This window comes from Acinetobacter sp. A2 (genome assembly GCF_012371325.1).
Lineage (GTDB): Bacteria > Pseudomonadota > Gammaproteobacteria > Pseudomonadales > Moraxellaceae > Acinetobacter.
Genome location: NZ_JAAZQX010000033.1, coordinates 1 through 23550 on the forward strand (window position 1 = coordinate 1; position 23550 = coordinate 23550).

A 23550-nucleotide genomic window follows, 5' to 3' on the forward strand; every position below is an offset into this window, starting at 1 on the left:
CGCTGGGCTACTGAGCACGGTATTCGTATTGAATATATTCAACCGGGTAAGCCACAGCAGAATGCGTATATTGAACGTTATAATCGGACTATACGTTATAGCTGGCTAAGCAAGCATCTATTTGACACACTGGAAGAAGTACAAGATTATGCAACGAGTTGGCTGTGGCATTACAACTATGAAAGACCACACCAAGCAAACAAAGGAAGGCCACCTCTAATGGCTGCTTAACCTCTACTTTTAACTTCGGTTATTTATGGGAGGATTACCACCCGAGCCAATATCAAAAACATCTACCCGATTTGATGAATAAGAGGTCGCATACAAGCGATTATTATGCACATGCAAATCCAGTAAACGGTTCCAAGCTTGTCCTAGACTTGGAATATTCTGTGCATGAATTGTACTGAGGGCTCTTTTAGATTTTAAGTCATAACGTAAAATGCTGGCTTGGCCACCATCGTTCGCAATATACATAATATCTTGATGTACCACCATCGCACGTGGTGTCCAGCTTTCAAAACCAAAAGTTTGCGCTGTGAATTCTGTTGCCACATCTGCAAGGCGAATTTCATTGATTAATTTTTTGGCTAGGCTTGCATCTTGTGGGGGTGTAGGCTGAATTGGATGAGAAGGTGCTGGTGTTGGGTTGGCAGGATTTACTTCTGTAGATACAGAATCACCGCCGCCGCCGCCACACCCTGCTAGACCTATACTTAAAATCACAGCAAGGCTTAAACGTGTTTTATTCATAAATTTCCCCAAGAAACACAGTCACGACACAACAAACATGTCAAAAAATAAAATTTACTTTGGAGAAGCAAACACAATTAATCAACTATAAATTACTGTTTTTTTTATCTAGTTTTTAAAACAACCCCATCACATAAACAAAACCTTATTGCACAAATTACCACCATCTCCACGTAAAGTGTCTACATCACGACAGTGATCTATTTAATTGATAATCATTTCATGTTTTATAGGCAATACTCACGTTCCAAACGCATTTCAGTATTGAAAATGCGACATCCTCAAACGATAAAGTCTATAATAGTCCGCTTTCATTTTCTCTCGGTGCGACATGGCAACTGCAAATCAATATGATGTTTTGGTATTAGGCGCGGGCGCATCAGGGCTGATGACCGCCTACATGGCTGCACAGCGTGGTCGCAAGGTATTAGTGCTGGAAAAAGCCAATAAAGTGGGTAAAAAAATTCTAATGTCAGGTGGTGGAAAATGTAATTTCACCAATTTAGAGGTCGAACCCAACCACTACATTTCACATAATCCACACTTTGTGATTTCAGCATTAACCCGTTATACCAATTGGGATTTTATTGGCTTAGTCTGTGAATACGGCATTGAATATGAAGAACGCAAACATGGGCAATTATTTACCTTAAACGGCGCCAAAGAAATTTTAGCCATGCTATTGGCAGAATGTGAAAAAACGGCCTTAGTCGATATTAAAACCAATGCTGAAGTCAAAGCCGTGAATGCTGTGGATGATCAGGGCTTTCAGGTTGCCACAACTCTAGGCTACTTTCAGGCCACTTCAGTGGTGGTGGCTACAGGAGGTTTATCTATTCCTACCCTTGGTGGTTCAGGCATCGGTTATGAAATTGCCAAACAATTTGGCCATCATGTTTATCCAACTCGTGCAGGTTTAGTGCCTTTTACATTCTCAGACAGCTTTAAAGAAGTCACCACGCGTTTAAGTGGTAATGCTGTAGATGCAACCTTATCAAACTCACTGAATAGTTTTACCGAAGCCTTATTATTTACCCACCGTGGTTTGAGCGGGCCAAGTGCTTTACAGCTTTCCAATTACTGGGATGTCGGTCAAAGCTTTAAAATTAACTTTTTGCCCTATTTAGAACTCTATGATTTTCTAAAAACGAAAAAACAAACTCAGGCGAAAGTTTTACTGCGCACTTTATTGACTGAACACCTACCTAAAAGTGTAGTAACCGAATTACAGCAACTGATTTGGTCAGAGCTTTCTGAAACAGCAATTGGAAATATCAGTGATGAAAAACTTGAACACATTGCAGCGCGTTTAAATGCCTTTGAAGTCAAACCATCGGGTACAGAAGGTTACCGCACAGCCGAAGTCACTTTAGGTGGCGTAGATACTCAAGAGGTGTCTTCAAAAACCATGGAAAGTAAAAAACAAAAAGGCCTATATTTTGTTGGTGAAGTTTTAGATGTGACAGGACATTTAGGTGGCTATAACTTTCAATGGGCATGGTCATCTGCGCATGCCGCTTCAGAATATGTCTAAACGCATACATCGAAACATTTGAACCTATGAGATATTCACTATTTGAATTGTATTAAGTTAATCTATTTCAAGACAAAAATTCAGTAAATAGCAAAAAAGCCAGTTCAATATGAACTGGCTTTTTAAACTTAAAATTTAGATCAAGTATCCATGATTATTCAAGATAATCTGTACGGAATAATACCAATTTTGGCGTATTCGCTAAGCGTGCTTCCGCTTGTTGCATTTTTGCCACAGCATTTTGTTGATGCAGTGGTAATTTTGCCGAAAATTGAGGCTTCAAAGTACTACGTAACTTATTTAGCATGTTGATTTCTCTCATTATTGTCATCCTTACGCGAATTGTAAGACTTAAATATTTCAACTCAGTTAAAACTGAATTTTTTATTTAGACCTTATCCCTCATCTCACCTTTTTAAGCTTCTTTTGCTCATGAACTTTCATTCATTTTATTTAGCCAATCCTAGCCAAATTTGATTAATTTTTAACATAATTTAAGAGCTTGGTCTATCCTCTTTTAGATGATTTTTCTCAATATTTTCAGTTGGTTTTTCTGGTGCTTCCGGTTTGGCAAAAACAAATTTATAAGCAGCAACAAAAAAGCCTATGGTAATACCTGCAATCACAATCGGTGCAAAGAATTTATTAGGTGCTTGTTTTGACATGCTGCACTCCTGTATCAACCTATTTTTTCTATTCAGGGAAATCCATCCATAAAACAAAGATCGACCAGCACGGGTCTGATCGATCTTAATCATTCAACGAAACTGCTGAACAGGTTATTTCGGGTCATTATTTGGTGTTTGATCCACATCAGGTTCTGCTTCACCTGTAGAACCAAAAGGTTTATTTACAGCTGGATGTTCTGGATCAACTTTCAAACTGTCTGGCACCGCATGATCTGTGGCAGCTTCAGCAGGTGCAGCGGTATCATTATCAGCTACAGTACTTTGTGCTTGCGTTGCCATCGGTGTCATTACAGTTGTAGATGGCGCTGCGTTTTGTACTTCTGTTTCACGCAATGGATTTGGTTGATTCGCCTCTCGTTTGGCTTTATCAATCAAATCAGTTAAGACACGCTCTGCAGGTTGACGACCACCTAGACCGAAAGCCAAAGCAAAAGCCACAGCTACCGCACCTAAAGTTAAGCCAAAGGCCAAGTTCACGATAGAGTCAGCAATACCCATCGCACGTAAGCCCATCGCCACCACTAAGCCCATAATGAGAATACGGACCAAGTTCGCTAACCAACGTGAGCTATTATATTCGCCACGTTGTACCACTTTGGCCACCAAATTTGCTAGCCAGAAGCCAATTACCAGAATAACAGCACCCAACAGAATGTCGGCACCAAACTGGATGAACATGGCAATCAAGCCACTGACTTGCTCAAAGCCCAAGCGATTTGCTGCTTCAGATACAGCAAACAACATGGTAAAGAACACAATCAGATAACCGACCACGCATGAAATTTTAGTTGTGCCTAAAAAACGTTGTAGGTCAAGTTTGGCAGGAATTTCATCTACACCTGTACCTGCAACCACTTCTACCACAATATTGGCAACAAAGCGTGACACCACATAGGCTAAAATAAGAATCAGACCCGCAGCAATAATATGCGGAATCGCATTCATAATTTCATACAACATGGCTGTTGCAGGTTGCGAAATAGCTTCTATGCCGAGTGCTTCAAAACCAATGATTAAAGCTGTGATAATAACTAAGGCAAAAACAAATGAACCTAGCAATTTAGGTAAATTGGAATTTTTAAAGATGCCCACTTTTTCAGCATGCTGCTGTACATTCAAGCTTGCCAATAAACCTTCAACAATGCCACGCACAATTTTTGCAAGAATATAGCCCACAAAAACAATCACGCCCGCAATGAAAATATTCGGTAAATAAAGCACAACTTCATTCACCATATTTTGCACAGGGAAGAGCAAACCGTTTAAGCCTAAAATCGAAAGTACGATTGGCAAGAACAGCAATAAAATCAACCAATAGACAATTTCACTGATATTTTGGCTTAAGCCACTCACGCCTACATCAGAACTGAGTTTTTCATCCAGTTGAGTGCGTGCTAACAGCTTTTTCATGCCAACTCTGACTAGATTCGCTAAAATCCAGCCAATAAAACCCACAGCAACCGCTGCCAATAATGAAGGTATAAACAGCAAGAACTGCTGAATCATATTACTGAATGGGCCGCTGACACTGGTCAGATTCAGTACATTGAGCGCACCAATGACCGCAATAATTAAAATAACCCAGAAGATGACCCGCGACACAATCACTTCAATATTTGAACGATGTCCCGTTGCATGTGCCAGCTTCTGATCTGTACCCATTTTTTGTAGGACTTTTTTAACGCCCCCAGCCACGAGTAATGCCACAATCCATCCAACAAGCAATATTGCAACAGCCGCCAGAATCGGCTGAAATTGCTCCCAATAATACATGGCATCAAAACCTCTACCATGTAGGTTCCCATTAAAATAATCATTCATCGTCTATAGTCCTCATGGTGATTACGCTGATTTTCTAAGGACCATTTGCAACTGTCCCGCAGCGTAAAACTGCTTTTTATCGATTCAAATTATTGAGTAAAGCTCTATTCACCATAGAATTTGCATATTTTTTATTCAACCTTGGGATGCAGAATCGCAACAATTCTACAAAGGAGTGTCAATAAAACTTGCGAAAACCCACAAAAAAGCCCTGCATAATGCAAGGCTTCAATGTTATGGGGCTGTTTTTTCAGCTCATGTACTCATCGCTACTGATCAGTTGCGGTGGCAGTATCACTGTCCACTGCTCGAGCTTCATCCCCTGCTGTACCTGTTGTTGTACTATTGGGTGTCGCTTGTTGAACTTCAGGATTAGGATGCCCAGGCGGTGCATCACTTGGACTCGGTTTACGATCCGCCATCATGTAAATCAGCAATGCCAATAAAAAAATACCCACCAATATCAGCATAAACACTGGAATACGTTTTTTACGGGTGATTTCCTCAGTGGAACTTACATGAGGTGGTTTATTAAAATCATGTGGCATGTTCCCCTCACTTAAAATATTTATCTGATGAATTTTTATACTAACAAGCTGCTGCAATGCTTTGTGTCACAAAGCATAGTGAGATGGTGAATAGATGTAATAAATGTGAAGTACCGATGCTCACTCATCACCCCATGCAGACAAAGCTGCCTCAAGTGTGGAAATGCGCTATAATCATGGCCCGTTTTTTGTGTATTTAAAGCTTTATGGCGTATCGTCAACAAAGTGTATCGCTTGATCTTGACACTGACGTCACTCATCAATGTGCCTTGCACTATACCCGTGATGGGCATCTGATTGGTATTATTGAATTTAGTAAACCAAGCTATCTCTTAAAATGGAGCGATTTGGAATATTTCCGACGTCGTACTGAAGAATTTTCGGTGATGCCTTTTCCAGATTGCATCAATGCCATGATTATTGATATTCGCAACATTGCTGCCTTTTTGGACAATGATGTGCCAATTTTGCCATGGCGCATGCTGGAAGAAGAATGTCCTGTGCGCTTGGTCGTACCGCAAGAGCGTTTAGAACATTATGCTGGTTTTTTTGAACCAACTTGGCTCAGCAGCGATGTAGACAGCGCAATTCAGGAAATCCGTGAATATATGGATATGTTTGTGCATTAATTTTTTTAAAGTTGAGCCACACAAATATCAAAAAACCTCATCTGCCAAACAGTAGATGAGGTTTTTTGTAGATGATGAAATAACTTGAACAACCATGTTTTAGCGAATGGTGAAAATACACTTATTTTCAAAGCTCGCTTTAGGCAACCATAGCCATTGTTTATAACGTACCTGATCTATGCCAAAGCTTCGCATTTTTTCGCGCGTGTAGCGCCAGCCTACACAGTGTTGATACTGATCATAATGTGGCGCCTGCCCTACAATTGTGGATGCTTGCTGCACTTTAATTTTCTGGAAAAAAGCCGTTTCTTTGGCACGAATAGGGCCAATGTACTCGTTATATATTTGCTCCATTTCCGCACTTTCAATTTGCATTTTTTGCAAACTACCGCCATGCCAACCGAGCTGACTACGTAAGTTTAAATATTTCACTTTGCCCGCAGGGAAAACATAATTGGCACATGAAGAAAAGCAATGCAGCCTACTTCAACATTTAGTTGATGGTCGTAGACCAAATTGCCCAAGTCCATTCCTAAACCAATTTCACCACCACGGCTATTAATTTTTAGTGTATCAACCTGACCTGATAGCTTTAAGAGTTCTGCTGCACGTGTATTGGCTTCCGCACTCAGTGGCCCATCATAAATTAGGGTTTTGCCCTGTATCGCGACATGTGTTTCTACAGTTGCAGACTGCGCAGCACTTGCAACAGTCCATATAAGTCCTACACATGCGATAAATTTAAATAATTGCATCACAGCCTTACCAATAGTTTTCTACGGCAATATTACCTTCCCCACGGCGATTCATGGTCAAACCTCGTGCTTTTAAGGCTTCTTTAGTGTCATCGACCATTGCAGGGTTACCGCATAACATCACATGACTACTTGCAGGATTTAGCATTGCCCCTGCGGCTTTTTCCAAGGCACCGTTAGCGATCAACACAGGTAAGCGTTCATTGAGCGCTGCATTCGGATCACGGGTAATAATGGGAATAAATTTAAAACCTGAGTGTCCTTCCCCAAAAGTTTCGGCAATCTCGTGAATTTTATCGACATAGGCCAGTTCAGATTCGGTTCGCACACTATAAACCAAGTAAATATTTTGATATTTCGACCAAGTTTCAAAGTCTTGTAGCATCGATAAAAATGGTGCAAGACCTGTACCCGTTGCAAGCAGCCATAAATCCTCTGGCGTAGGCAGTTGGTAACGTGCCAAAGTTAAAAAACCGTAAGGTATTTTTTCTAAATATAACTCATCACCCACTTGCAAATGTTGCAAGTTCGAGGTGAATGCACCCTCTGGCACAACAATTGAGAAAAACTCCAAGGTTTCATCAAAAGGTGATGACACCACAGAATAAGCACGCACCACCAGTTCATCACCCACTTTTAAACCAATACGCGCAAACTGTCCTGCAGTAAATTTGAAATGTGCAGGGCGAGTTATGGTAAAACTAAACAAGGTATCGGTCCAACGATGCACCGAAAGCACTTTTTCTAAAGTAAATTTTTCAATTGACATGATTTGAACGTGGCGTGAAAGACTGTGCTCATGTTAGCATGTCGGGATAATTTATTAATATTTTTTAAATGTTAAGGCTTGATTCATGCGCATGACTTTACGCCAGTTGGCGGTTTTTGTAGCAGTTGCCCAGGAAGGGACCGTAACCAAAGCCAGTGATGCAGTTAAACTGACCCAAAGTGCTGCAAGTATGGCCTTAGCAGATTTGGAAGATGGTTTAGGTGCACCACTATTTGACCGCTTAGGTAAGCGTTTACAGCTTAACGATTTAGGTCGTTTTTTATTGCCTCAGGCCTTAGAAATTTTAGGACGCTGTGAAGCCTTTGAGCAGGCAGCCAAAGGCGAACTACAAAGTATCGATTTGCGTTTGGGCGCAACCCTGACCATTAGTGACTATTTAATGCCAGATTTAATGGCAGACTTTTTGCAAATTCAGCCACAGGCACATTTACAGCTACAAGTAGGCAACACACGCCAAATGATTGAAGCCGTCAATCAGTTTCAGCTCGATTTAGCGCTGATTGAAGGTTCATGTCATTTACCACAATTACAATGTATTCACTGGCGTGATGATGAACTCGCAGTGTGCTGTGCCCCAACACATCCTTTAGCGCAACTTAAGCGCGCCTTAACCACAGCAGATTTTGAAGATGCTGAATGGATTTTACGTGAAGAAGGCTCAGGTACACGTGAAGTATTTGACAATGCAATTTTAAAAGATTTGCCTGATGCGAATATTCGTTTGACCTTGGGGCATAACGAAGCGATTTTAAAAATTGTCGCAGGTGGCATTGGTATGTCTTGTATTTCACGACTGGCTATTGAGCCTTTGCTTGAGAAAGGTCAATTGGTGATTTTAGATACGCCATTTTGGCAACTCACTCGCCCACTGTTCATGTTAGTGCATCGTCAGAAATATCAAGGGCCTGGCCTTAAAGCATTTATGAAATTTTGTGAAGCGAAATAATCAAAAATAAAAAGAGGCTAAAAAGCCATTGCTGTCCCACAATTTTTCACAAGAGGAAGCTCAAATGAGCTTCCTCTTGTTTTATGGCTATTTTATCGGGTGAAAATAAAGCTTTTAAAGTTCTTCTTTCAAACAAATTCACTTGAATTATTCTGAGTAAACGTTGAACTGTCCAACCTGTTTTTCCTAAATGTCGAGCGAAACTCACCAATAAATAGGCGATCATCGCAATCCAGATTTGTGTCTGAATTGCGTTCCTGCTGCGGCCTAGAAACGCTTTTAATTTGAGATTCTGCTTAATCGCCTTAAAGAACAGCTCAACTTTCCAACGATCTTTATAAATCGCCGCAATGGTGGAGGCGGCTAAATGAAAGTTATTGCTGAGAAAGCTAAAGTGCTTGCCACTTTGCTGATCTCTATATTCAATTCTTCTTAACACTGGGGCTTTTCTTTTTAGGGCATGTGCGCTATTCAGCTGAATGGTTTCATCTTTTAGAATACCTTTGGATTCAAGCACTGGATGTTGCTGGATCACCTGATACACAGATTTAGGCCTAAAACGTGTGACAAATCCAATGTTTTGAGCAGTCAGATTTGCATACCATTGGTAATCGACATAGCCTTTATCAAAAACTACAATGCTGCCAGCAGGAAACTGGAATTTGCGGCCTTGTACCATGTCATTTTCTTTGCCATTTTCAACTGCAACAAACTCAGGAATATCATTGCTGTGATTCAATCCTATACTGAGTTTCATGCTGGCTTTTGAGTCGTGAACTTTGGCCCATTCACATAAGGAAAGCGACAGGTCAATATGACTGGCATCCAAGGAATACAAGGGATTATTAAAGCGAAATTTATGAGCTACTTTTGAGTGTTCATAGTATTTAAGCAACTTGTAAAATAGCTGTTGATACAAGGTAGCAGGCTGCTGCTCATTGATTCGTGCCAGCGTGCTTCGGGGAATAGACTTTGCTCCGAGATGACTTAGCTTTTCCTGTTGGCACTCCAAATTGGATTGAATATCTCTCAGACTTTGCCTACAAGAGAATTGAGACATCAATATGGCAATAAACTGATCCCACCGGGAAGCCGCTCTAAATTTCTGTCCAACATGGTGTACTTTAGCAAGTTGTTCAAAATCCTGTCGCACAACAGGTTTAATTAGCTCATGAAATACGGTATTCTGATGTGACAAAACCTGAATCCTGGTCGTTAAAGTGTTTGTTTGCACTCATATTTTAACTGTTAGGACTCAGGTTTTTTTATTTAAAGCAAACTATGGGACAGCAGTGGCTAAAAAGCCTCTTTTTTTATAGCAGCAAAACTTAACGCTTCAGATTGGATAACAATGCCGAAGTAATTGAAGTATTCACAGCCACTGCTTTGGCTTTTTTAGCTTTTTTGGATTTATCTTCTACAGGTTCAATGTTAATCGCTTTATAGCGATCCCCATTTTGAACCACATTAAACTTTACTCGGTCATTGCGCTTTGGTTCAGCCTCTGCCCCAGGAAAATCTGAAATATGAAAAAATACTTCGCCTTCAGGTGCGGCAATAAACCCGTAACCTTTTTCGGCATTGTATTGCTTGATTTTCCCTTGATATTGTTCAGATTTCATGGCTTGACCTTTTACTGGATGCGCTTTGTTTAAGTATATTAGATCTGTTGCGTAAATCCAAAAAGTTCATAGCTCTTAAATAAATTGATTCTAAAAACCTTTGATCTGACAAAATAATGACCGCATTAATAATCGAATACATTTAATTTAAGAGAATAGCGACCACTTAAAGGAAAAAATTACTCCACTTTTTATACAAGTGTTAACCAAATGTTCAAATTTAGAACAATTAAAACCTTGTACACCTGCCCAATATAAAATTAAATAATTGATAAAATTCATTTACTTAAAATTATTAAATAGTATTTTTACTCTAATCAAGTTCTATTTTTAACATGTTCAGTTCATTTGTTCTGCAAAGCTGAGCATTTACTCTTTTTTAAAATGTGTTACTTTTCCCGCACTTTTTTGTTACATAAAGCATCAGGGAATGACCATGAAGCTCAATAAAATCTATTCTGCTATTTTACTTAGCACTCTTCCATTTACGCCTGCACTTGCTGCTGGTTTAGACCGCTCTGGTCAATCTATTGCTGCATTTTTACAACCAGGGAATTATGCAGAAGCTGGGATTTCAGTCTTAGATCCAAATGTATCTGGTCAAGACAAAGATAAATACCAAGCTGATGACATGGCAGGTGATTATTACTTCCCACACGCAGCATTAAAAATTCAAGCAACTGACAAAGTTTCGATTGGTTTAATTTACGATCAGCCTTATGGCGCTGATGCCGAATATTCTGGTACCAATAATTTTGTAGAAAATAGACCAGTACCATTTCAGGGCAATACTTCAGTTGTAGTAGATACTCAAAACTTAAACTTGTTAGTTGGTTATCAACCTAATGAAAATTGGAATCTATATGCAGGTGCTGTATATCAGACAGTAGATGGTACTGTTATTTTACGTGGTACTGCATACTCAGCCTTTAATGGTTATGATTTTAAAACAGGTGAAGATGAGTCTGTGGGGTGGTTAGCTGGCATTGCTTATCAAATTCCTGAAATTGCACTTAAAGCCTCTGTTACTTATCGCTCTGAAATTGAGCATGAAATGACTGCTTATGAAAACTTTGGTGCAATAGGATTTACCCCTATTTCTGCACTAAATACAGCTATGACGCAAATTAGTTCAACAACAGGTAAAACACAACTAACAACACCCCAATCTGTCAATCTAGATTTCCAAACAGGAGTTATGGCAAACACTGTTGCATTCGCAAACCTTCGCTGGGTGGACTGGTCAAACTTTAAAGTACAGCCATACAAATTTGGCAAACTTACTCAGATATTAGGCCAAGCTGGTTATGTGCCGACCAAACCTAATGGCTTTAACCTTATAGACTATAAAGAAGACCAAATTTCTGCAACTGTTGGTGTAGGACGTAAGTTCAATGATCGTTGGGGTGGTAATGTATCAGTAGGCTGGGATTCTGGTGCAGGTAACCCTGTAACTACTTTAGGCCCAACTGAAGGTTACTGGAGTGTAGGTACAGGCATTCGCTACTCACCTGCTGAAAACTATTTTATTGGTGCAGGCTTTAAATATTTCTGGTTAGGTGATGCAGAGGCTGTCACTGGAGCACATACAGAAGCAGGTAAATTCGAAAATAATTATGCTGTTGCATACGGATTAAGTATCGGCTACCGCTTCTAAATCATTCAAAGCGTAAATACAACAAAGGGCATCTATTGATGCCCTTTGTTTTACCTAAATTTTAAGACTTAGGCTGGAATATCACGCACTGAAGCACCACGAATCGCCTCTTTCAATGCTTCATAACCATGAATGGCCGGGAATTGCGGGAATTCTGCAATTACATTGTCTGGTGCATCAAACAAGAAACCTTTGTCTGCTTCACCAAGCATGGTCGTATCGTTATACGAATCACCCGCAGCAATCACACGGAAATTTAAACCGTGTAAAGCTTTTACCGCCTGACGTTTTTGATCTGGTTGACGTAATTTATACGCAGTGATCATGCCATTTTCATCAGTTTCCAATTTATGGCAGAAAATAGTTGGCCAACCTAATTGTTTCATTAACGGATGAGCAAACTCATAGAAAGTATCTGAAAGAATAATCAACTGAAAGTGAGTGCTAACCCATTCAACAAACTCTTTTGCACCTGGGAATGGTCCCATATCTGCAATTACGGCTTGAATATCATTTAAACCTAAACCATGCTGTTTCAAGATATTTAAACGCTGAGTCATCAACACATCGTAGTCAGGAATATCACGTGTGGTTGCTTCAAGTTCTTTAATTCCAGTTTTTTTAGCAAAGTTAATCCAAATTTCTGGAACTAACACACCTTCAAGATCAAGACATACGATTTCCATGGGTTCTCCCAAAATACCAATTGAAAATTTTTCCCTATCATAGCCGAAGATTTGTTGTTTGCCTTGTTCTTTTTTAAATCTCTTTCATTCATAAGCATTTATTTTTTAGTGATAAGATGCTTTTCACAATTCAATTAAAATATTCCCCTAAAGAATGAAGATTAGCCCTCAAGCCAACTGCCAGGAATTGATATGACCACCATTCCAACCATAGATATTGTGGATGCGCTCGCAACTGAATACGCCAACAAATCGCCAAGCGATATTTTAAAACTTGCCTTAAGCCAGCAAGGCGAAGTGGCGATTTCATTTTCTGGTGCGGAAGATGTGGTTTTAATTGATATGGCATCTAACCTAGGCTTGCCATTTCGTGTATTTAGCCTAGATACAGGACGCTTACACCCTGAAACTTATCAATTTTTAGAAACTGTACGTAAATATTATAATTTGGATATTGAAATCTGCTTTCCAGAAACCGAAGCCACGCAACAACTGGTACAGCAAAAAGGCTTATTTAGTTTCTTTGAAGATGGCCATCAGGAATGTTGCGGTATTCGCAAGGTTCAGCCGTTGCGTAAAAAATTAGCAACGCTGGATGGTTGGATTACAGGACAGCGTAAAGACCAAAGTCCTGGCACACGTCAGGATATTCCTGTGGTGCAAGCCGATGCAGGTTTTTCAGGCCCAGGGAAGCAATTAATCAAATACAACCCTCTAGCGAACTGGTCAAGCAGTGATGTCTGGAACTATATTCGTATGATGGAAATTCCATACAACCGCTTGCATGAAAAAGGTTTTATTTCGATTGGCTGCGAACCATGCACCCGACCTGTATTGCCAAACCAACATGAACGTGAAGGCCGTTGGTGGTGGGAAGAAGCCACCCACAAAGAATGTGGTCTGCATGCAGGGAATCTAAAATAATCTCCTAGTTAAGGTCAATAAAAATCACAGACCCACTGGTGATTTTTATTGACGGATGCTGGCGCAAAAACCACTATATTTGTTTGATAAAAAAGATATACTGAAATTAAATCTTATATAACTCTAAAAAGCCTGTTCAGCAAAGAACAGGTGTATAAATTGCAGTGAGGCAATCCATAATATGCGTCCATTACACCCTATTGATTTTATATTTTTATCATTAGAAAAACGCCAACAGCCCATGCATGTGGGTGGATTATTCCTATTTCAAATTCCAGAACATGCGCCTGCCAGTTTTATTCAAGACTTAGTTGCCGACATACGTGAATCCAAGTCTATGCCAATTGCACCATTTAATAACAAACTGAATGGCTTATTTTGGGATGAAGATGAAGAATTCGATCTTGATCATCATTTCCGTCATATTGCCTTGCCTAAACCAGGGCGTATTCGTGAATTATTAACCTATATTTCACAAGAACATAGCTCACTGATTGATCGTGCTAAACCACTCTGGACTTGCCATATTATTGAAGGTATTGAAGGCAACCGCTTTGCAATGTTCTTTAAAATTCACCATGCCATGGTGGATGGTATTGCAGGCATGCGTTTGGTGGAAAAATCCCTCTCTCACGATGAAAATGCAAAAAGCATTGTTCCGCCTTGGTGTGTTGAAGGGCCACGCGCCAAACGCCTAAAAGAACCTAAAGTGAGCCGTTTAAAGAAAATTTTTGGTGGGGTCAAAGGTCATGTTGAAGCCACTCCGCGTGCAGTCTATGAAGTGTCGCAAACCGTTGCCAAAGACATGGGACGCAACCCTGACTATGTTTCTAGCTTCCAAGCACCAAGCAGTATTCTCAATCAGCGTGTAAGCGCATCACGTCGTTTTGCCGCTCAATCTTTTGAATTTGCACGTTTGCATCGTATTGCCAAATCATTGGGTGTGACCATCAATGATGTTGTTCTTGCAATCTGTTCAGGTGCGCTACGTGAGTACTTACTTGGTCAATACGCACTGCCGAAAAAACCCCTGATTGCAATGGTGCCTGCGTCTATTCGTGATGATGATTCAGAAGTTTCTAACCGCATCACCATGATTTTAGCCAACTTGGGCACACACAAAGAAGACCCGCTTGAACGTTTAAAAATTGTGCGCCGCAGTGTACAAAATGCTAAACAGCGTTTTAAGCGTATGAATGCCAATCAAATTATGAACTACAGTGCCTTTGTATATGGTGCTGCAGGTATCAATATTTTGTCTGGCATTATGCCAAAGCGTCAGGCCTTTAACTTGGTCATTTCTAACGTGCCAGGCCCACGTGAGCCTTTATATTGGAATGGTGCGAAGCTAGATGCGCTCTATCCTGCTTCAATTGTGCTAGATGGACAAGCTTTGAATATCACTATGACCAGTTATTTAGACAAGCTGGAAGTTGGTTTAACCGCATGTCGTCATGCATTACCGAAAATGCAAAACTTATTGCAGCATTTGGAAGATGAAATTCAGCGTTTTGAACAGATTATTGATGCACCTGAAGGTGTAAATAAAATTGTAGATTGATCTTTGAATAAGGCTTGCTAAAACTCACTCAATCTTCACCTTCAACCTGAAGGGCTTTCCCAATATTCGGAATGGATTTGAGTGGGTTTTTACCCTGTATTTCATATAACATCAATATGTTATACGACGCATAAAATGAGTTAAGGATAGATTTTACAATCAATTAAGGGGCAATTTATGCCCCTTATTTTTGAATACTACGACACTGTTTTAATAATTGCTGACAAACTGCGCTAATCATTGCTGTGGTAATTTGAGTTTCTTTACCTTGCTCATCCAAAATATAACCGTTATGTGTCACTTTACGATCTAAGACTTTCAAACTTTTTTTAATCACTGCTTCACTCATACCCATGACATACCTCATTTGCTAAACCGAGGGAGATGTTCGGTTTTGGCTACTGACTGTGTATGCTTAGTATTGAGAATTCGCTCAAAAAAGTAAAATTTCAGATGTAACAACTGTTTAGCGATATCCTGTTACAATTTCAGCTCAGAATGATATCGTATTGCTCTTGCGTATATAAATTTTCCACCTGAAATTTAATCACACGACTAACAAAATGCTCTAAATCCGCGACTGCTGGCGCTTCGGCAGTTAACAATCGGTCAATCACCGATGGATGCGCAACGACAGTAAAGCCACGTTGTGACTCAAATGCACGGGCATATCTTAAAATTTCTCGAAAAATTTCGTAACACACTGACTCAGCTGTTTTGACATATCCACGCCCCTGACAGGTTGGACAGGCTTCGCACAGTAAATGTTCTAAAGATTCACGGGTGCGTTTACGGGTCATTTCGACCAAACCCAATTCAGACACTTGGGTAATTTTGGTTTTGGCATGGTCTCGTTCAAGCATACGCTCAAACTGACTCAAGACTTCATCTCGGTGCTGCACTTCCTGCATATCAATGAAGTCAATAATGATGATGCCACCCAAATTACGCAAACGTAACTGGCGGGCAATTACTTGCGTGGCTTCCATATTGGTTTTAAATACGGTGTCTTCTAAAGTCCGCCCACCGACATAAGAGCCTGTATTCACATCAATGGTAGTCATGGCTTCAGTCTGATCAATCATCAGATAACCGCCCGACTTTAATGCCACACGGGTTTGCAATGCCTTTTGAATATCTTCTTCGACATTGTATAAATCGAACAGTGGCCGCTCACCAGGATAATGAATCAGACGATTATGCATATTCGGCACAAATTCATCTACAAACTCTTTTAATTTGGCATGAATTTCACGTGAATCGACATAAATTTTAGCGGTATTGTCATTGGCTAAATCACGAATCACGCGTTGTGGTAAAGGTAATTCTTCAAAAATTAAAGAGGGTACGGCAATACTGATTTGTTTACGCTGAATGTATTCCCACAGTTTTGCCAAATAGCACATGTCTTGCACCAAAGCGGCTTCACCTACCCCTTCGGCTGCTGTACGGACAATCACTGAGCCTGGAAGTTTATGCTCTGCCTGAATGCTTTCTATGATGCCACGCAGACGCTCTCGCTCTTCGCTCGACTCAATGCGTTGTGATACGCCAATATGACTGCCATACGGCATTAAGACCAAATAACGCGAAGGAATGGAAAGATCAGTACTCAGTCGGGCGCCTTTAGTACCCAGCATATCCTTCATGACTTGCACCGTGAGAATTTGCCCTGGTTGCAACAACTCAAATACATTGGGTGTTGGCTGGCTACGTGGCCAAATCATGTCATTAATATGCAAAAAAGCAGTACGTGATAAACCAATATCGACAAAAGCAGCTTGCATACCTGGCAGCACACGCACGACTTTGCCTTTATAAATATTGCCCACCAGACCACGCTTGGCAGTACGTTCAACGAATAATTCATTGACCGTGCCGTTTTGAATTAACGCCACCCGACACTCCATCGGTGTGACATTAATCAACAACTCGTCAGACATAATAAAACTCAAAACATTATAAAAATTTTTGTGCAGCAGTTAATTTAGTGCCTTAACTGTCTGTAATAACTGTACGGTTTCATGCAAAGGTAAGCCCACAACATTACTGTAGCTACCTTCTATACGCGGAATATAACGTGCTGCAATGCCTTGAATTGCGTACGCTCCCGCTTTGCCAATCGGCTCACCTGTTGCCCAGTAACTTTCCATATCATCTAGGCTAAGCGATTGAAGTTCAACCTGTGTACTTACCACTATACTGGATTTTTTCTGTTTTGTACCCACACAAACTCCTGAAAAAACATCATGTTTTCGACCAGAGAGTTGTGACCAAATGGCAAAGGCATGTGCCTTAGATTCAGGCTTACCCAAAATCTGCCCATCCACCCCTAAACTGGTGTCGGCAGCAATCACAATGGCATCAGGAAATACACTGAGCACAGCATCGGCTTTGGCACGTGCCAGACGTTCAACATAAGCGGCAACGTCTTCACCAACCAAAACAGATTCATCAATGTCTGGACTGTAAATTTCAAATTCCAGTCCAAGTTGTTGTAGCAGCTCCCGACGTCGCGGTGAACTTGAGGCGAGAATTAAATGCGCCATTTTCTTAAGAAATAATACAACACGGGCCAAAGCAAAATGCTACTCAGCACAGGCTGCCAATGACGGGCGAACGGGAACTGTATTCCCCCCATAACTTGCAACACCCACATAATGGCAAGGTGTGCCAAAATCGCAATTGCACTGATCACCCATAAATTAGCAAAAGTCATGATGCGGCGTTCACGGGTCAGAAAACGTGCCACAAAAGTAATCACCACAAAACTTAGGGCATTCATACCCAAAGGTGCATCGAGAAGTAAGTCGGCAAATAAACCTGTGCCAAAGGCAAACCAAATTCCGCACCAGGTTGGTTGTCCAAGCACCCAAAATAGGGTCACCATTAACATAAATAATGGTCGCCAGCCAGAACCTGCGTATGACAATGGATACACCATAAGTACCGATGCTGCAATTACCGAAAAAATAATCGGAAACAGTGGGTCTTTATTCTTGTTTTGCCCTAGTCGGGTTTGTCCTAATTTAGCGATTGGCATTTGGCTGCTCCTTCGCTAAAGATTCTGAGAATAACACCACTACATGATGCCCACCTGCCAATTGTGCTGCAGGCACGACATCAATTTGGGCAAACTCACCTGAATTATGACGGCTAATTTTAGCAATGCTTCCAACCAAATAACCTGCTGGAAAATGCTCGCCCAAGCCAGAGCTATAGACTTTTTCTCCAACTTGAATATTGGCACTGGTCGGTACATATTCCATTTTTAAACGACCAAGGTCACCCGTACCAGACACAATGGCACGCATACCAGTATGTTCTAGACGTACAGAGAGTGAATGTTCTTTGTCTGAAAGCAGCATGACACGGCTACTATGCGGATAAACAGAAATAATCTGCCCCATAATTCCCTTATCATCTAAAACAGTTTGTCCGACTTTTAACTGATTTTGAGAGCCACGGTTAATCACAATAATATGTCGCAAAGGGTCAGCATCGGTGCCAATCACTTCGGCAATTTCCATGCGTCCATCAATGATTAAGGGTGTATCGAGCAACCCACGCAAGCGGGTATTTTCTGCAGAAAGTTCAGATAATTTTTGCAGGCGGACTTTAGCCTGTAACAACTCTGCCTGCATCGCGGTATTTTCACGACGCAACTGAGCTTCAGACTTACTTTGTTGACTTAGCCATTCTCGCGACAATACAGGATAGCTTGCAAGGGCATAAATTGGGTTATATGCCGCATACAAAACATCTCGTGCAGGTTGGATTACATGCGGAACACGCCAGTTAAAAAACAGGATGACCAAGCAAGTAATGACCGCAATAATAAAAGAGCGAAAAGATGGCGGTTGTCTGGAAAACAGATTTGTTTGCACCGCCGAATCCTATGTTTAGCCAACAAATAACATATCGTGGTTTGGATTATCAAAGAATTCCAGAACCTTGCCACCGCCACGGGTCACGCAAGTTAATGGTTCTTCTGCTACCACCACAGGTAGGCCTGTTTCTTGTGCCAATAGCTTATCTAGGTTACGTAACAATGCACCACCACCTGTCAGCACAATACCACGCTCTGCAATATCTGAAGACAATTCAGGAGGCGTTTGTTCCAATGCAGATTTCACTGCGGCAACAATGCTTTGTAGCGGATCAGAAATCGCTTGGGTGATTTCATCTGAAGTAACCGTAATGGCACGCGGCACACCTTCAGCCAAGTTACGACCACGAACTTCAATTTCCAGTGGTTTAGCACCTTCATCTGGCAATGCCATGCCCACTTCTTTTTTAATGGTTTCTGCTGTGGTTTCACCAATCACACAGCCATGCGCCTTACGCACATAGTTAATGATTTGCTCATCAAACACATCGCCACCAATACGCAATGAATCTGAATACACGCAACCCTGTAATGAAATAATGGCGATTTCTGTTGTACCACCGCCAACATCGACCACCATAGAACCACAAGCTTGCTCAACTGGCATACCCGCACCAATTGCAGCGGCCATCGGTTCTTCAATCAGGCGGACATCACGAGCACCCGCATTGAATACCGCTTCACGAATGGCACGGCGTTCTACCAAGGTAGATTTACATGGCACACACACCACTACACGTGGTGCAGGTGGGAATAAGCGCTTTTCATGCACTTTACCAATAAATTGGTTAAGCATGGTTTCAGTCACTTCAAAATCAGCGATTACACCATCTTTCATAGGGCGAATTGCAGAAATATTTGCAGGGGTACGACCCAACATTTGTTTGGCATCAAGACCGACTGCGGCAACAATTTTCTGTGAACCGCTGTGACGAATTGCCACAACCGTCGGTTCATTTAATATAATGCCTCGTCCTGGCGCATAAATAAGTGTATTTGCTGTACCTAAATCAATGGCTAGGTCTGGCGAAAACAAGCCAATTAGTCGTTTTAGAATCACGGAGTCGTTCTCGATTAAACTTTATGTGGACGCAAGTTGGCAACTTTAACTAAATGTGGTGCGTTGAACAAGTCAATCGCTTATTATAACGCACGATATTTTGAAATTTTTTATTAATACTGATTTTAGGTGATGTTATGTCTACCTCGGATGCTCAGCATTCTGCAGATTTAAATGCACAAACAGTTTCAGCAATTGCCAATCTTGCCCGTCTTAAACTCAATGATACGCAATCTGCTGAATATGCTCAAAGTCTAAATAAAATTTTAGGCATGATGGAAAGCTTAAAAGGCATTAATACTGATGACGTAGAGCCTTTAAAAAGTCCATTTGACCACCCGCAACCATTACGTGAAGACGTGGTAACTGAACAGAATCATCGTGAACAATATCAAGCTGTTGCTCCTGCAGTTCAGGATGGCTTGTACCTTGTTCCACGAGTGATTGAATAATTTATTCGGCTGTTACATTTTGACTTCATAAAAAGGTAAAAGAATTTTTCTCATGACAGATTTACATCGCTTATCGATTCGTGAAATCTCTGAGGGTTTAGCGGCAGCCAAATTCTCCTCTCGCGAACTGACTGAACATTATTTAAAACGTATTGCAAAAATTGATCCTCAAGTACGCTCTTATGTGACTGTGACCAATGAAGTTGCATTGGCTCAGGCAGATGCTGCCGATGCCTTACGTCAGGCAGGTCAAGCAACAGCTTTAACAGGCGTGCCTGTTGCGCACAAAGATATTTTTTGTACTCAAGGCATTAAAACCTCTGCGGGTTCAAAAATGCTGGATAACTTTATTTCACCTTATGATGCAACCGTGGTTGCACAAGGTAAAACAGCAGGTTTGGTCACTTTAGGTAAAGTGAACATGGACGAATTCGCAATGGGTTCAACCTCTGAAAGTTCATTCTACGGCGCAACCAAAAACCCATGGGCGCTAGATCACGTACCAGGTGGTTCATCGGGTGGTTCGGCAGCCGTTGTAGCGGCTGACCTTGCTCCTTTTGCGACAGGTACAGACACTGGCGGTTCAATTCGTCAGCCTGCATCATTCTGTGGTTTAACTGGTCTTAAACCAACCTATGGACGTGTTTCACGTTACGGCATCATTGCTTATGCATCTTCTTTAGATCAGGCAGGCCCGATGGCGCGCTCTGCAGAAGACTGTGCTTACTTAATGAATGTGATGGCAGGTCACGATGCCAAAGACTCAACCTCTATGGATAAAGCGGTTGAAGATTATGTAGCGAACCTCAATTCGACAGCACTTAAAGGCTTACGTATTGGTATTCCAAAACAATACTTCAATGTGGCTGGTTTAGATGCCGCAGTCAAAGCACGTGTTGAAGAATCACTGAAAAAATTAGAAGAATTGGGCGCAGTTCTGGTTGAAATTGACCTCAACATGACTGAAAGCTACGTCCCGACTTACTATCTGATTGCTCCTGCTGAAGCATCATCTAACCTTTCACGTTACGATGGTGTGCGTTATGGCTACCGTGCAGAAAATCCGCAAGATATTTTAGACCTTTACAAACGCTCACGTTCTGAAGGTTTTGGTGCAGAAGTACAACGTCGTATCTTGATTGGTACTTATGCCCTTTCTGCAGGTTATTACGATGCCTACTACGTGAAAGCGCAAAAAGTACGTCGTTTAATTCAGCAAGACTTCTTAAAAGCCTTTGAACAGGTAGATGTAATTGCTGCACCGACTGCACCAACCACTGCATATAAGATTGGCGCATCTTTAGACCCTGTTGAAATGTATTTGGGCGATATTTACACCATCGCGGTGAACTTGGCAGGCTTACCAGCAATTAGTGCGCCTGTTGGTTTTGACCAAGACAACTTGCCTGTTGGTTTACAACTGATTGGCAATTACTGGTCTGAATCACAACTGTTATCTGTGGTACATCAGTACCAACAAGCGACAGACTGGCATAGCAAACGCGCGGCAATTGCTGAGGAGAACGCATAATGGCGAAGAATACTGCTAAACCAAAATCAAACCTGATTGATGGTTGGGAAGTCGTGATTGGTATTGAGATTCACACGCAACTTGCAACCAATTCTAAAATCTTCTCAGGTTCATCCACCGAGTTTGGTCAAGACCCAAATACACAAGCCAGCCTTGTTGATTTAGCCATGCCGGGTGTACTGCCTGTTTTAAATAAAGAAGTGGTAGATTTAGCGATTCGCTTCGGTTTAGGGATTGATGCTTATATCGATCAAGCTTCTGTCTTTGCACGTAAAAACTACTTCTACCCTGACTCGCCTAAAGGCTACCAAATTAGCCAGATGGACAACCCAATTGTCGGTTTGGGTCATATCGACATCCAACTTGAAGATGGCACGACCAAACGCATTGGTGTAACCCGTGCACACCTTGAAGAAGATGCTGGTAAGTCGATTCACGATCAGTTTGAAGGCATGTCAGGTATTGACCTCAACCGTGCAGGTACGCCTTTGCTTGAAATCGTATCTGAACCCGATATGCGTTCGGTTGAAGAAGCCGTAGCGTATATTAAAGCGATTCATACGCTAGTGCGTTGGTTAGGTATTTCTGACGGCAACATGGCAGAAGGCTCATTCCGTGCTGACTGTAACGTGTCATTACGTCGTCCGGGGCAACCTTTCGGTACACGTTGTGAATTGAAAAACCTGAACTCATTCCGTTTCATTGAACAAGCGATCAATGTTGAAATTGAACGTCAAATGGAAATTTTGGAATGGGATGGCACCATTGATCAGGAAACACGTTTGTTTGACCCGGTGAAGATGGAAACGCGTTCAATGCGCTCGAAAGAAGAAGCGAACGATTACCGCTACTTCCCTGATCCAGACTTATTGCCTGTGGTTATTCCAGATGCGCAAATTGAAGCAATTAAAGCCACCATGCCTGAATTGCCTGCGGCACGTCGTGCACGTTTTGTAGCAGACTTTGCTGTGACTGAATACGATGCTCACGTTTTAACACTAACTCGTGAAATGTCTGAATTTTACGAAGTTGTGGTTGCTGCAGCAGGTGGTGCGGCGCAAGGTAAAATTGCGGCAAACTGGGTGATGGGTGAATTCTCAGGTGCACTCAATAAAGCAGGTTTAGATTTAGCAGAGTCACCTGTAACTGCTGAAAAACTTGGCGGTATGATCGCGCGTATTGTAGACAACACGATTAGCGGTAAAATTGCCAAACAAGTGTTCGGCTTTATGTGGGATGAAGGCAAAACTGCAGACGAAATTATTGCTGAAAAAGGCTTGAAACAGGAAACTGATACAGGTGCGATTGAAGCAATTATTAAGGAAGTGCTTGCTGCCAACGAAAAAATGGTTGAAGAATATAAGTCTGGTAAAGACAAAGCCTTCAACGGTTTAGTTGGTCAAGTGATGAAAGCGTCTAAGGGTAAAGCCAACCCTGCTCAAGTGAATGAATTAATGAAGAAATTGATTGGATAATTTATTCGATAATTAATTGATTTTATGTTATAAAAACCTCGCTTAATGCGGGGTTTTTTATATTTGAATCTTGTGCTATCACAGATAAAATGGTAATCCCCCCTAAAAATAATAGGATCTAAAAGTAGAATTTTCTCTTAAGATACGAGCCGGAGATTCTGCATGAAAACATCTAAATTTACTGACAGTCAGATCATGTCCATCTTGAAACAGGCAGAATCTGGCACA

The 23550-nt window shown here is 41.3% G+C and carries 27 protein-coding genes; 10 read left to right on the plus strand and 17 right to left on the minus strand.

Annotation, left to right across the window (positions count from 1 at the left end):
- The coding region (locus HHA43_RS11030; protein WP_168542630.1) for an integrase core domain-containing protein at positions 1 to 231 on the plus strand (231 nt) is incomplete at its 5' end.
- 9 nt (positions 232 to 240) lie between these two features.
- Here the strand turns inward: HHA43_RS11030 and HHA43_RS11035 are convergent.
- Positions 241 to 753 (minus strand): hypothetical protein, encoded by a 513-nt coding sequence (locus tag HHA43_RS11035; RefSeq protein ID WP_168419221.1) that lies wholly within the window; start codon positions 751 to 753, stop codon positions 241 to 243.
- Positions 754 to 1084: 331 nt separating this feature from the next.
- Here HHA43_RS11035 and HHA43_RS11040 point away from each other — a divergent pair, with 331 nt between their 5' ends.
- Entirely contained in the window at positions 1085 to 2287 is a 1203-nt protein-coding gene (locus tag HHA43_RS11040) for an NAD(P)/FAD-dependent oxidoreductase (RefSeq protein ID WP_168419220.1), read from the plus strand.
- A 154-nt stretch (positions 2288 to 2441) separates the two neighbouring features.
- Here HHA43_RS11040 and HHA43_RS11045 read toward each other — a convergent pair whose 3' ends face one another.
- The 4 genes from HHA43_RS11045 to HHA43_RS11060 form a co-directional block, all read right to left on the minus strand.
- Positions 2442 to 2594, minus strand: a complete 153-nt coding sequence (locus HHA43_RS11045) for a hypothetical protein (RefSeq protein WP_168460559.1) — start codon at positions 2592 to 2594, stop codon at positions 2442 to 2444.
- A gap of 187 nt (positions 2595 to 2781) precedes the next feature.
- Entirely contained in the window at positions 2782 to 2952 is a 171-nt protein-coding gene (locus HHA43_RS11050; RefSeq protein WP_168419219.1) for a hypothetical protein, read from the minus strand.
- A 114-nt stretch (positions 2953 to 3066) separates the two neighbouring features.
- Entirely contained in the window at positions 3067 to 4797 is a 1731-nt protein-coding gene (locus tag HHA43_RS11055) for a mechanosensitive ion channel (protein WP_168419218.1), read from the minus strand.
- Between the two features lie 269 nt (positions 4798 to 5066).
- Positions 5067 to 5345: a hypothetical protein gene (locus tag HHA43_RS11060; RefSeq protein WP_168419217.1), complete on the minus strand. Its 279-nt coding sequence runs from the start codon at positions 5343 to 5345 to the stop codon at positions 5067 to 5069.
- A gap of 206 nt (positions 5346 to 5551) precedes the next feature.
- On the opposite strand from HHA43_RS11060, the gene HHA43_RS11065 reads away from it, so the two are divergent.
- The gene (locus HHA43_RS11065) at positions 5552 to 5974 is read left to right on the plus strand and encodes a hypothetical protein (RefSeq protein WP_168419216.1); all 423 of its coding nucleotides are present in this window, start codon (positions 5552 to 5554) and stop codon (positions 5972 to 5974) included.
- Between the two features lie 99 nt (positions 5975 to 6073).
- Here HHA43_RS11065 and HHA43_RS11070 read toward each other — a convergent pair whose 3' ends face one another.
- The 3 genes from HHA43_RS11070 to HHA43_RS11080 are packed head-to-tail and all read right to left on the minus strand — an operon-like array spanning position 6074 to position 7498.
- On the minus strand, positions 6074 to 6406 hold the full coding sequence (locus tag HHA43_RS11070) for a hypothetical protein (RefSeq protein ID WP_168419215.1): 333 nt from the start codon (positions 6404 to 6406) through the stop codon (positions 6074 to 6076).
- The gene (locus tag HHA43_RS11075; protein ID WP_168419214.1) at positions 6403 to 6729 is read right to left on the minus strand and encodes a hypothetical protein; all 327 of its coding nucleotides are present in this window, start codon (positions 6727 to 6729) and stop codon (positions 6403 to 6405) included. Before HHA43_RS11075 ends, HHA43_RS11070 begins: the two co-directional genes overlap by 4 nt.
- Positions 6730 to 6736: 7 nt before the next feature.
- Positions 6737 to 7498 carry a ferredoxin--NADP reductase gene (locus tag HHA43_RS11080; RefSeq protein WP_168419213.1) on the minus strand — a complete coding sequence of 254 codons (762 nt, stop codon included), beginning with the start codon at positions 7496 to 7498 and terminating at the stop codon, positions 6737 to 6739.
- An 85-nt stretch (positions 7499 to 7583) separates the two neighbouring features.
- Here HHA43_RS11080 and gigC point away from each other — a divergent pair, with 85 nt between their 5' ends.
- Positions 7584 to 8465, plus strand: a complete 882-nt coding sequence (gene gigC / locus HHA43_RS11085) for a LysR family transcriptional regulator GigC (protein ID WP_168419212.1) — start codon at positions 7584 to 7586, stop codon at positions 8463 to 8465.
- A 46-nt stretch (positions 8466 to 8511) separates the two neighbouring features.
- On the opposite strand, the gene HHA43_RS11090 is transcribed toward gigC, so the two are convergent.
- On the minus strand, positions 8512 to 9663 hold the full coding sequence (locus HHA43_RS11090) for an IS4 family transposase (RefSeq protein ID WP_168419211.1): 1152 nt from the start codon (positions 9661 to 9663) through the stop codon (positions 8512 to 8514).
- 130 nt (positions 9664 to 9793) lie between these two features.
- Positions 9794 to 10087, minus strand: coding sequence for a cold-shock protein (locus HHA43_RS11095; RefSeq protein ID WP_168419210.1), 294 nt, complete (start codon positions 10085 to 10087; stop codon positions 9794 to 9796).
- A 436-nt stretch (positions 10088 to 10523) separates the two neighbouring features.
- Between HHA43_RS11095 and HHA43_RS11100 the strand changes: the two genes are divergently transcribed.
- Positions 10524 to 11744 (plus strand): OmpP1/FadL family transporter, encoded by a 1221-nt coding sequence (locus tag HHA43_RS11100; protein ID WP_168419209.1) that lies wholly within the window; start codon positions 10524 to 10526, stop codon positions 11742 to 11744.
- Positions 11745 to 11812: 68 nt separating this feature from the next.
- Here HHA43_RS11100 and thrH read toward each other — a convergent pair whose 3' ends face one another.
- A complete protein-coding gene (gene thrH / locus HHA43_RS11105) occupies positions 11813 to 12430 on the minus strand; it encodes a bifunctional phosphoserine phosphatase/homoserine phosphotransferase ThrH (RefSeq protein WP_104852373.1) in 618 nt (205 codons plus the stop codon).
- Positions 12431 to 12622: 192 nt separating this feature from the next.
- Here thrH and HHA43_RS11110 point away from each other — a divergent pair, with 192 nt between their 5' ends.
- Positions 12623 to 13354, plus strand: a complete 732-nt coding sequence (locus HHA43_RS11110; RefSeq protein WP_168419208.1) for a phosphoadenylyl-sulfate reductase — start codon at positions 12623 to 12625, stop codon at positions 13352 to 13354.
- Positions 13355 to 13535: 181 nt separating this feature from the next.
- Positions 13536 to 14915, plus strand: a complete 1380-nt coding sequence (locus HHA43_RS11115) for a WS/DGAT/MGAT family O-acyltransferase (protein ID WP_168419207.1) — start codon at positions 13536 to 13538, stop codon at positions 14913 to 14915.
- Between the two features lie 184 nt (positions 14916 to 15099).
- On the opposite strand, the gene HHA43_RS11120 is transcribed toward HHA43_RS11115, so the two are convergent.
- The 6 genes from HHA43_RS11120 to HHA43_RS11145 all read right to left on the minus strand — a co-directional run bounded on the left by HHA43_RS11120 (position 15100) and on the right by HHA43_RS11145 (position 19864).
- The gene (locus tag HHA43_RS11120; RefSeq protein WP_096901775.1) at positions 15100 to 15270 is read right to left on the minus strand and encodes a PA1571 family protein; all 171 of its coding nucleotides are present in this window, start codon (positions 15268 to 15270) and stop codon (positions 15100 to 15102) included.
- Between the two features lie 133 nt (positions 15271 to 15403).
- On the minus strand, positions 15404 to 16858 hold the full coding sequence (rng, locus tag HHA43_RS11125; RefSeq protein ID WP_168542632.1) for a ribonuclease G: 1455 nt from the start codon (positions 16856 to 16858) through the stop codon (positions 15404 to 15406).
- Between the two features lie 39 nt (positions 16859 to 16897).
- Complete coding sequence (locus tag HHA43_RS11130; protein ID WP_168542634.1) at positions 16898 to 17464, minus strand: Maf-like protein; 567 nt, start codon at positions 17462 to 17464, stop codon at positions 16898 to 16900.
- The gene (gene mreD / locus HHA43_RS11135) at positions 17452 to 17958 is read right to left on the minus strand and encodes a rod shape-determining protein MreD (RefSeq protein WP_168419204.1); all 507 of its coding nucleotides are present in this window, start codon (positions 17956 to 17958) and stop codon (positions 17452 to 17454) included. The genes HHA43_RS11130 and mreD overlap by 13 nt, the downstream gene beginning before the upstream one ends.
- Positions 17945 to 18802, minus strand: a complete 858-nt coding sequence (mreC, locus tag HHA43_RS11140) for a rod shape-determining protein MreC (protein WP_168419203.1) — start codon at positions 18800 to 18802, stop codon at positions 17945 to 17947. Before mreC ends, mreD begins: the two co-directional genes overlap by 14 nt.
- Positions 18803 to 18817: 15 nt before the next feature.
- Positions 18818 to 19864, minus strand: a complete 1047-nt coding sequence (locus HHA43_RS11145; protein ID WP_096901763.1) for a rod shape-determining protein — start codon at positions 19862 to 19864, stop codon at positions 18818 to 18820.
- Between the two features lie 137 nt (positions 19865 to 20001).
- On the opposite strand from HHA43_RS11145, the gene gatC reads away from it, so the two are divergent.
- Genes gatC through gatB form a run of 3 tightly spaced genes read left to right on the plus strand, consistent with a single transcriptional unit; the run spans position 20002 to position 23322 of the window.
- Entirely contained in the window at positions 20002 to 20316 is a 315-nt protein-coding gene (gene gatC, locus HHA43_RS11150; protein ID WP_168419202.1) for an Asp-tRNA(Asn)/Glu-tRNA(Gln) amidotransferase subunit GatC, read from the plus strand.
- 52 nt (positions 20317 to 20368) lie between these two features.
- Positions 20369 to 21847, plus strand: a complete 1479-nt coding sequence (gene gatA, locus HHA43_RS11155; RefSeq protein WP_168419201.1) for an Asp-tRNA(Asn)/Glu-tRNA(Gln) amidotransferase subunit GatA — start codon at positions 20369 to 20371, stop codon at positions 21845 to 21847.
- Positions 21847 to 23322 (plus strand): Asp-tRNA(Asn)/Glu-tRNA(Gln) amidotransferase subunit GatB, encoded by a 1476-nt coding sequence (gatB, locus tag HHA43_RS11160; protein ID WP_168419200.1) that lies wholly within the window; start codon positions 21847 to 21849, stop codon positions 23320 to 23322. Before gatA ends, gatB begins: the two co-directional genes overlap by 1 nt.
- Positions 23323 to 23550: the final 228 nt, after the last annotated feature.

Excerpts from the sequence above, each read along its gene's own strand:
- HHA43_RS11075 (WP_168419214.1), bottom strand. The coding sequence starts at position 6,729 with ATGCAATTATTTAAATTTATCGCATGTGTAGGACTTATATGGACTGTT.
- HHA43_RS11120 (WP_096901775.1), bottom strand. The coding sequence starts at position 15,270 with ATGGGTATGAGTGAAGCAGTGATTAAAAAAAGTTTGAAAGTCTTAGAT.
- HHA43_RS11040 (WP_168419220.1), top strand. The coding sequence starts at position 1,085 with ATGGCAACTGCAAATCAATATGATGTTTTGGTATTAGGCGCGGGCGCA.
- HHA43_RS11035 (WP_168419221.1), bottom strand. The coding sequence starts at position 753 with ATGAATAAAACACGTTTAAGCCTTGCTGTGATTTTAAGTATAGGTCTA.
- HHA43_RS11065 (WP_168419216.1), top strand. The coding sequence starts at position 5,552 with ATGGCGTATCGTCAACAAAGTGTATCGCTTGATCTTGACACTGACGTC.
- rng (WP_168542632.1), bottom strand. The coding sequence starts at position 16,858 with ATGTCTGACGAGTTGTTGATTAATGTCACACCGATGGAGTGTCGGGTG.
- HHA43_RS11110 (WP_168419208.1), top strand. The coding sequence starts at position 12,623 with ATGACCACCATTCCAACCATAGATATTGTGGATGCGCTCGCAACTGAA.
- HHA43_RS11060 (WP_168419217.1), bottom strand. The coding sequence starts at position 5,345 with ATGCCACATGATTTTAATAAACCACCTCATGTAAGTTCCACTGAGGAA.
- HHA43_RS11115 (WP_168419207.1), top strand. The coding sequence starts at position 13,536 with ATGCGTCCATTACACCCTATTGATTTTATATTTTTATCATTAGAAAAA.
- thrH (WP_104852373.1), bottom strand. The coding sequence starts at position 12,430 with ATGGAAATCGTATGTCTTGATCTTGAAGGTGTGTTAGTTCCAGAAATT.
- gatB (WP_168419200.1), top strand. The coding sequence starts at position 21,847 with ATGGCGAAGAATACTGCTAAACCAAAATCAAACCTGATTGATGGTTGG.
- HHA43_RS11080 (WP_168419213.1), bottom strand. The coding sequence starts at position 7,498 with ATGTCAATTGAAAAATTTACTTTAGAAAAAGTGCTTTCGGTGCATCGT.
- HHA43_RS11095 (WP_168419210.1), bottom strand. The coding sequence starts at position 10,087 with ATGAAATCTGAACAATATCAAGGGAAAATCAAGCAATACAATGCCGAA.
- HHA43_RS11130 (WP_168542634.1), bottom strand. The coding sequence starts at position 17,464 with ATGGCGCATTTAATTCTCGCCTCAAGTTCACCGCGACGTCGGGAGCTG.
- gatC (WP_168419202.1), top strand. The coding sequence starts at position 20,002 with ATGTCTACCTCGGATGCTCAGCATTCTGCAGATTTAAATGCACAAACA.
- HHA43_RS11100 (WP_168419209.1), top strand. The coding sequence starts at position 10,524 with ATGAAGCTCAATAAAATCTATTCTGCTATTTTACTTAGCACTCTTCCA.
- mreD (WP_168419204.1), bottom strand. The coding sequence starts at position 17,958 with ATGCCAATCGCTAAATTAGGACAAACCCGACTAGGGCAAAACAAGAAT.
- gigC (WP_168419212.1), top strand. The coding sequence starts at position 7,584 with ATGCGCATGACTTTACGCCAGTTGGCGGTTTTTGTAGCAGTTGCCCAG.
- HHA43_RS11050 (WP_168419219.1), bottom strand. The coding sequence starts at position 2,952 with ATGTCAAAACAAGCACCTAATAAATTCTTTGCACCGATTGTGATTGCA.
- gatA (WP_168419201.1), top strand. The coding sequence starts at position 20,369 with ATGACAGATTTACATCGCTTATCGATTCGTGAAATCTCTGAGGGTTTA.
- HHA43_RS11055 (WP_168419218.1), bottom strand. The coding sequence starts at position 4,797 with ATGAATGATTATTTTAATGGGAACCTACATGGTAGAGGTTTTGATGCC.
- HHA43_RS11045 (WP_168460559.1), bottom strand. The coding sequence starts at position 2,594 with ATGCTAAATAAGTTACGTAGTACTTTGAAGCCTCAATTTTCGGCAAAA.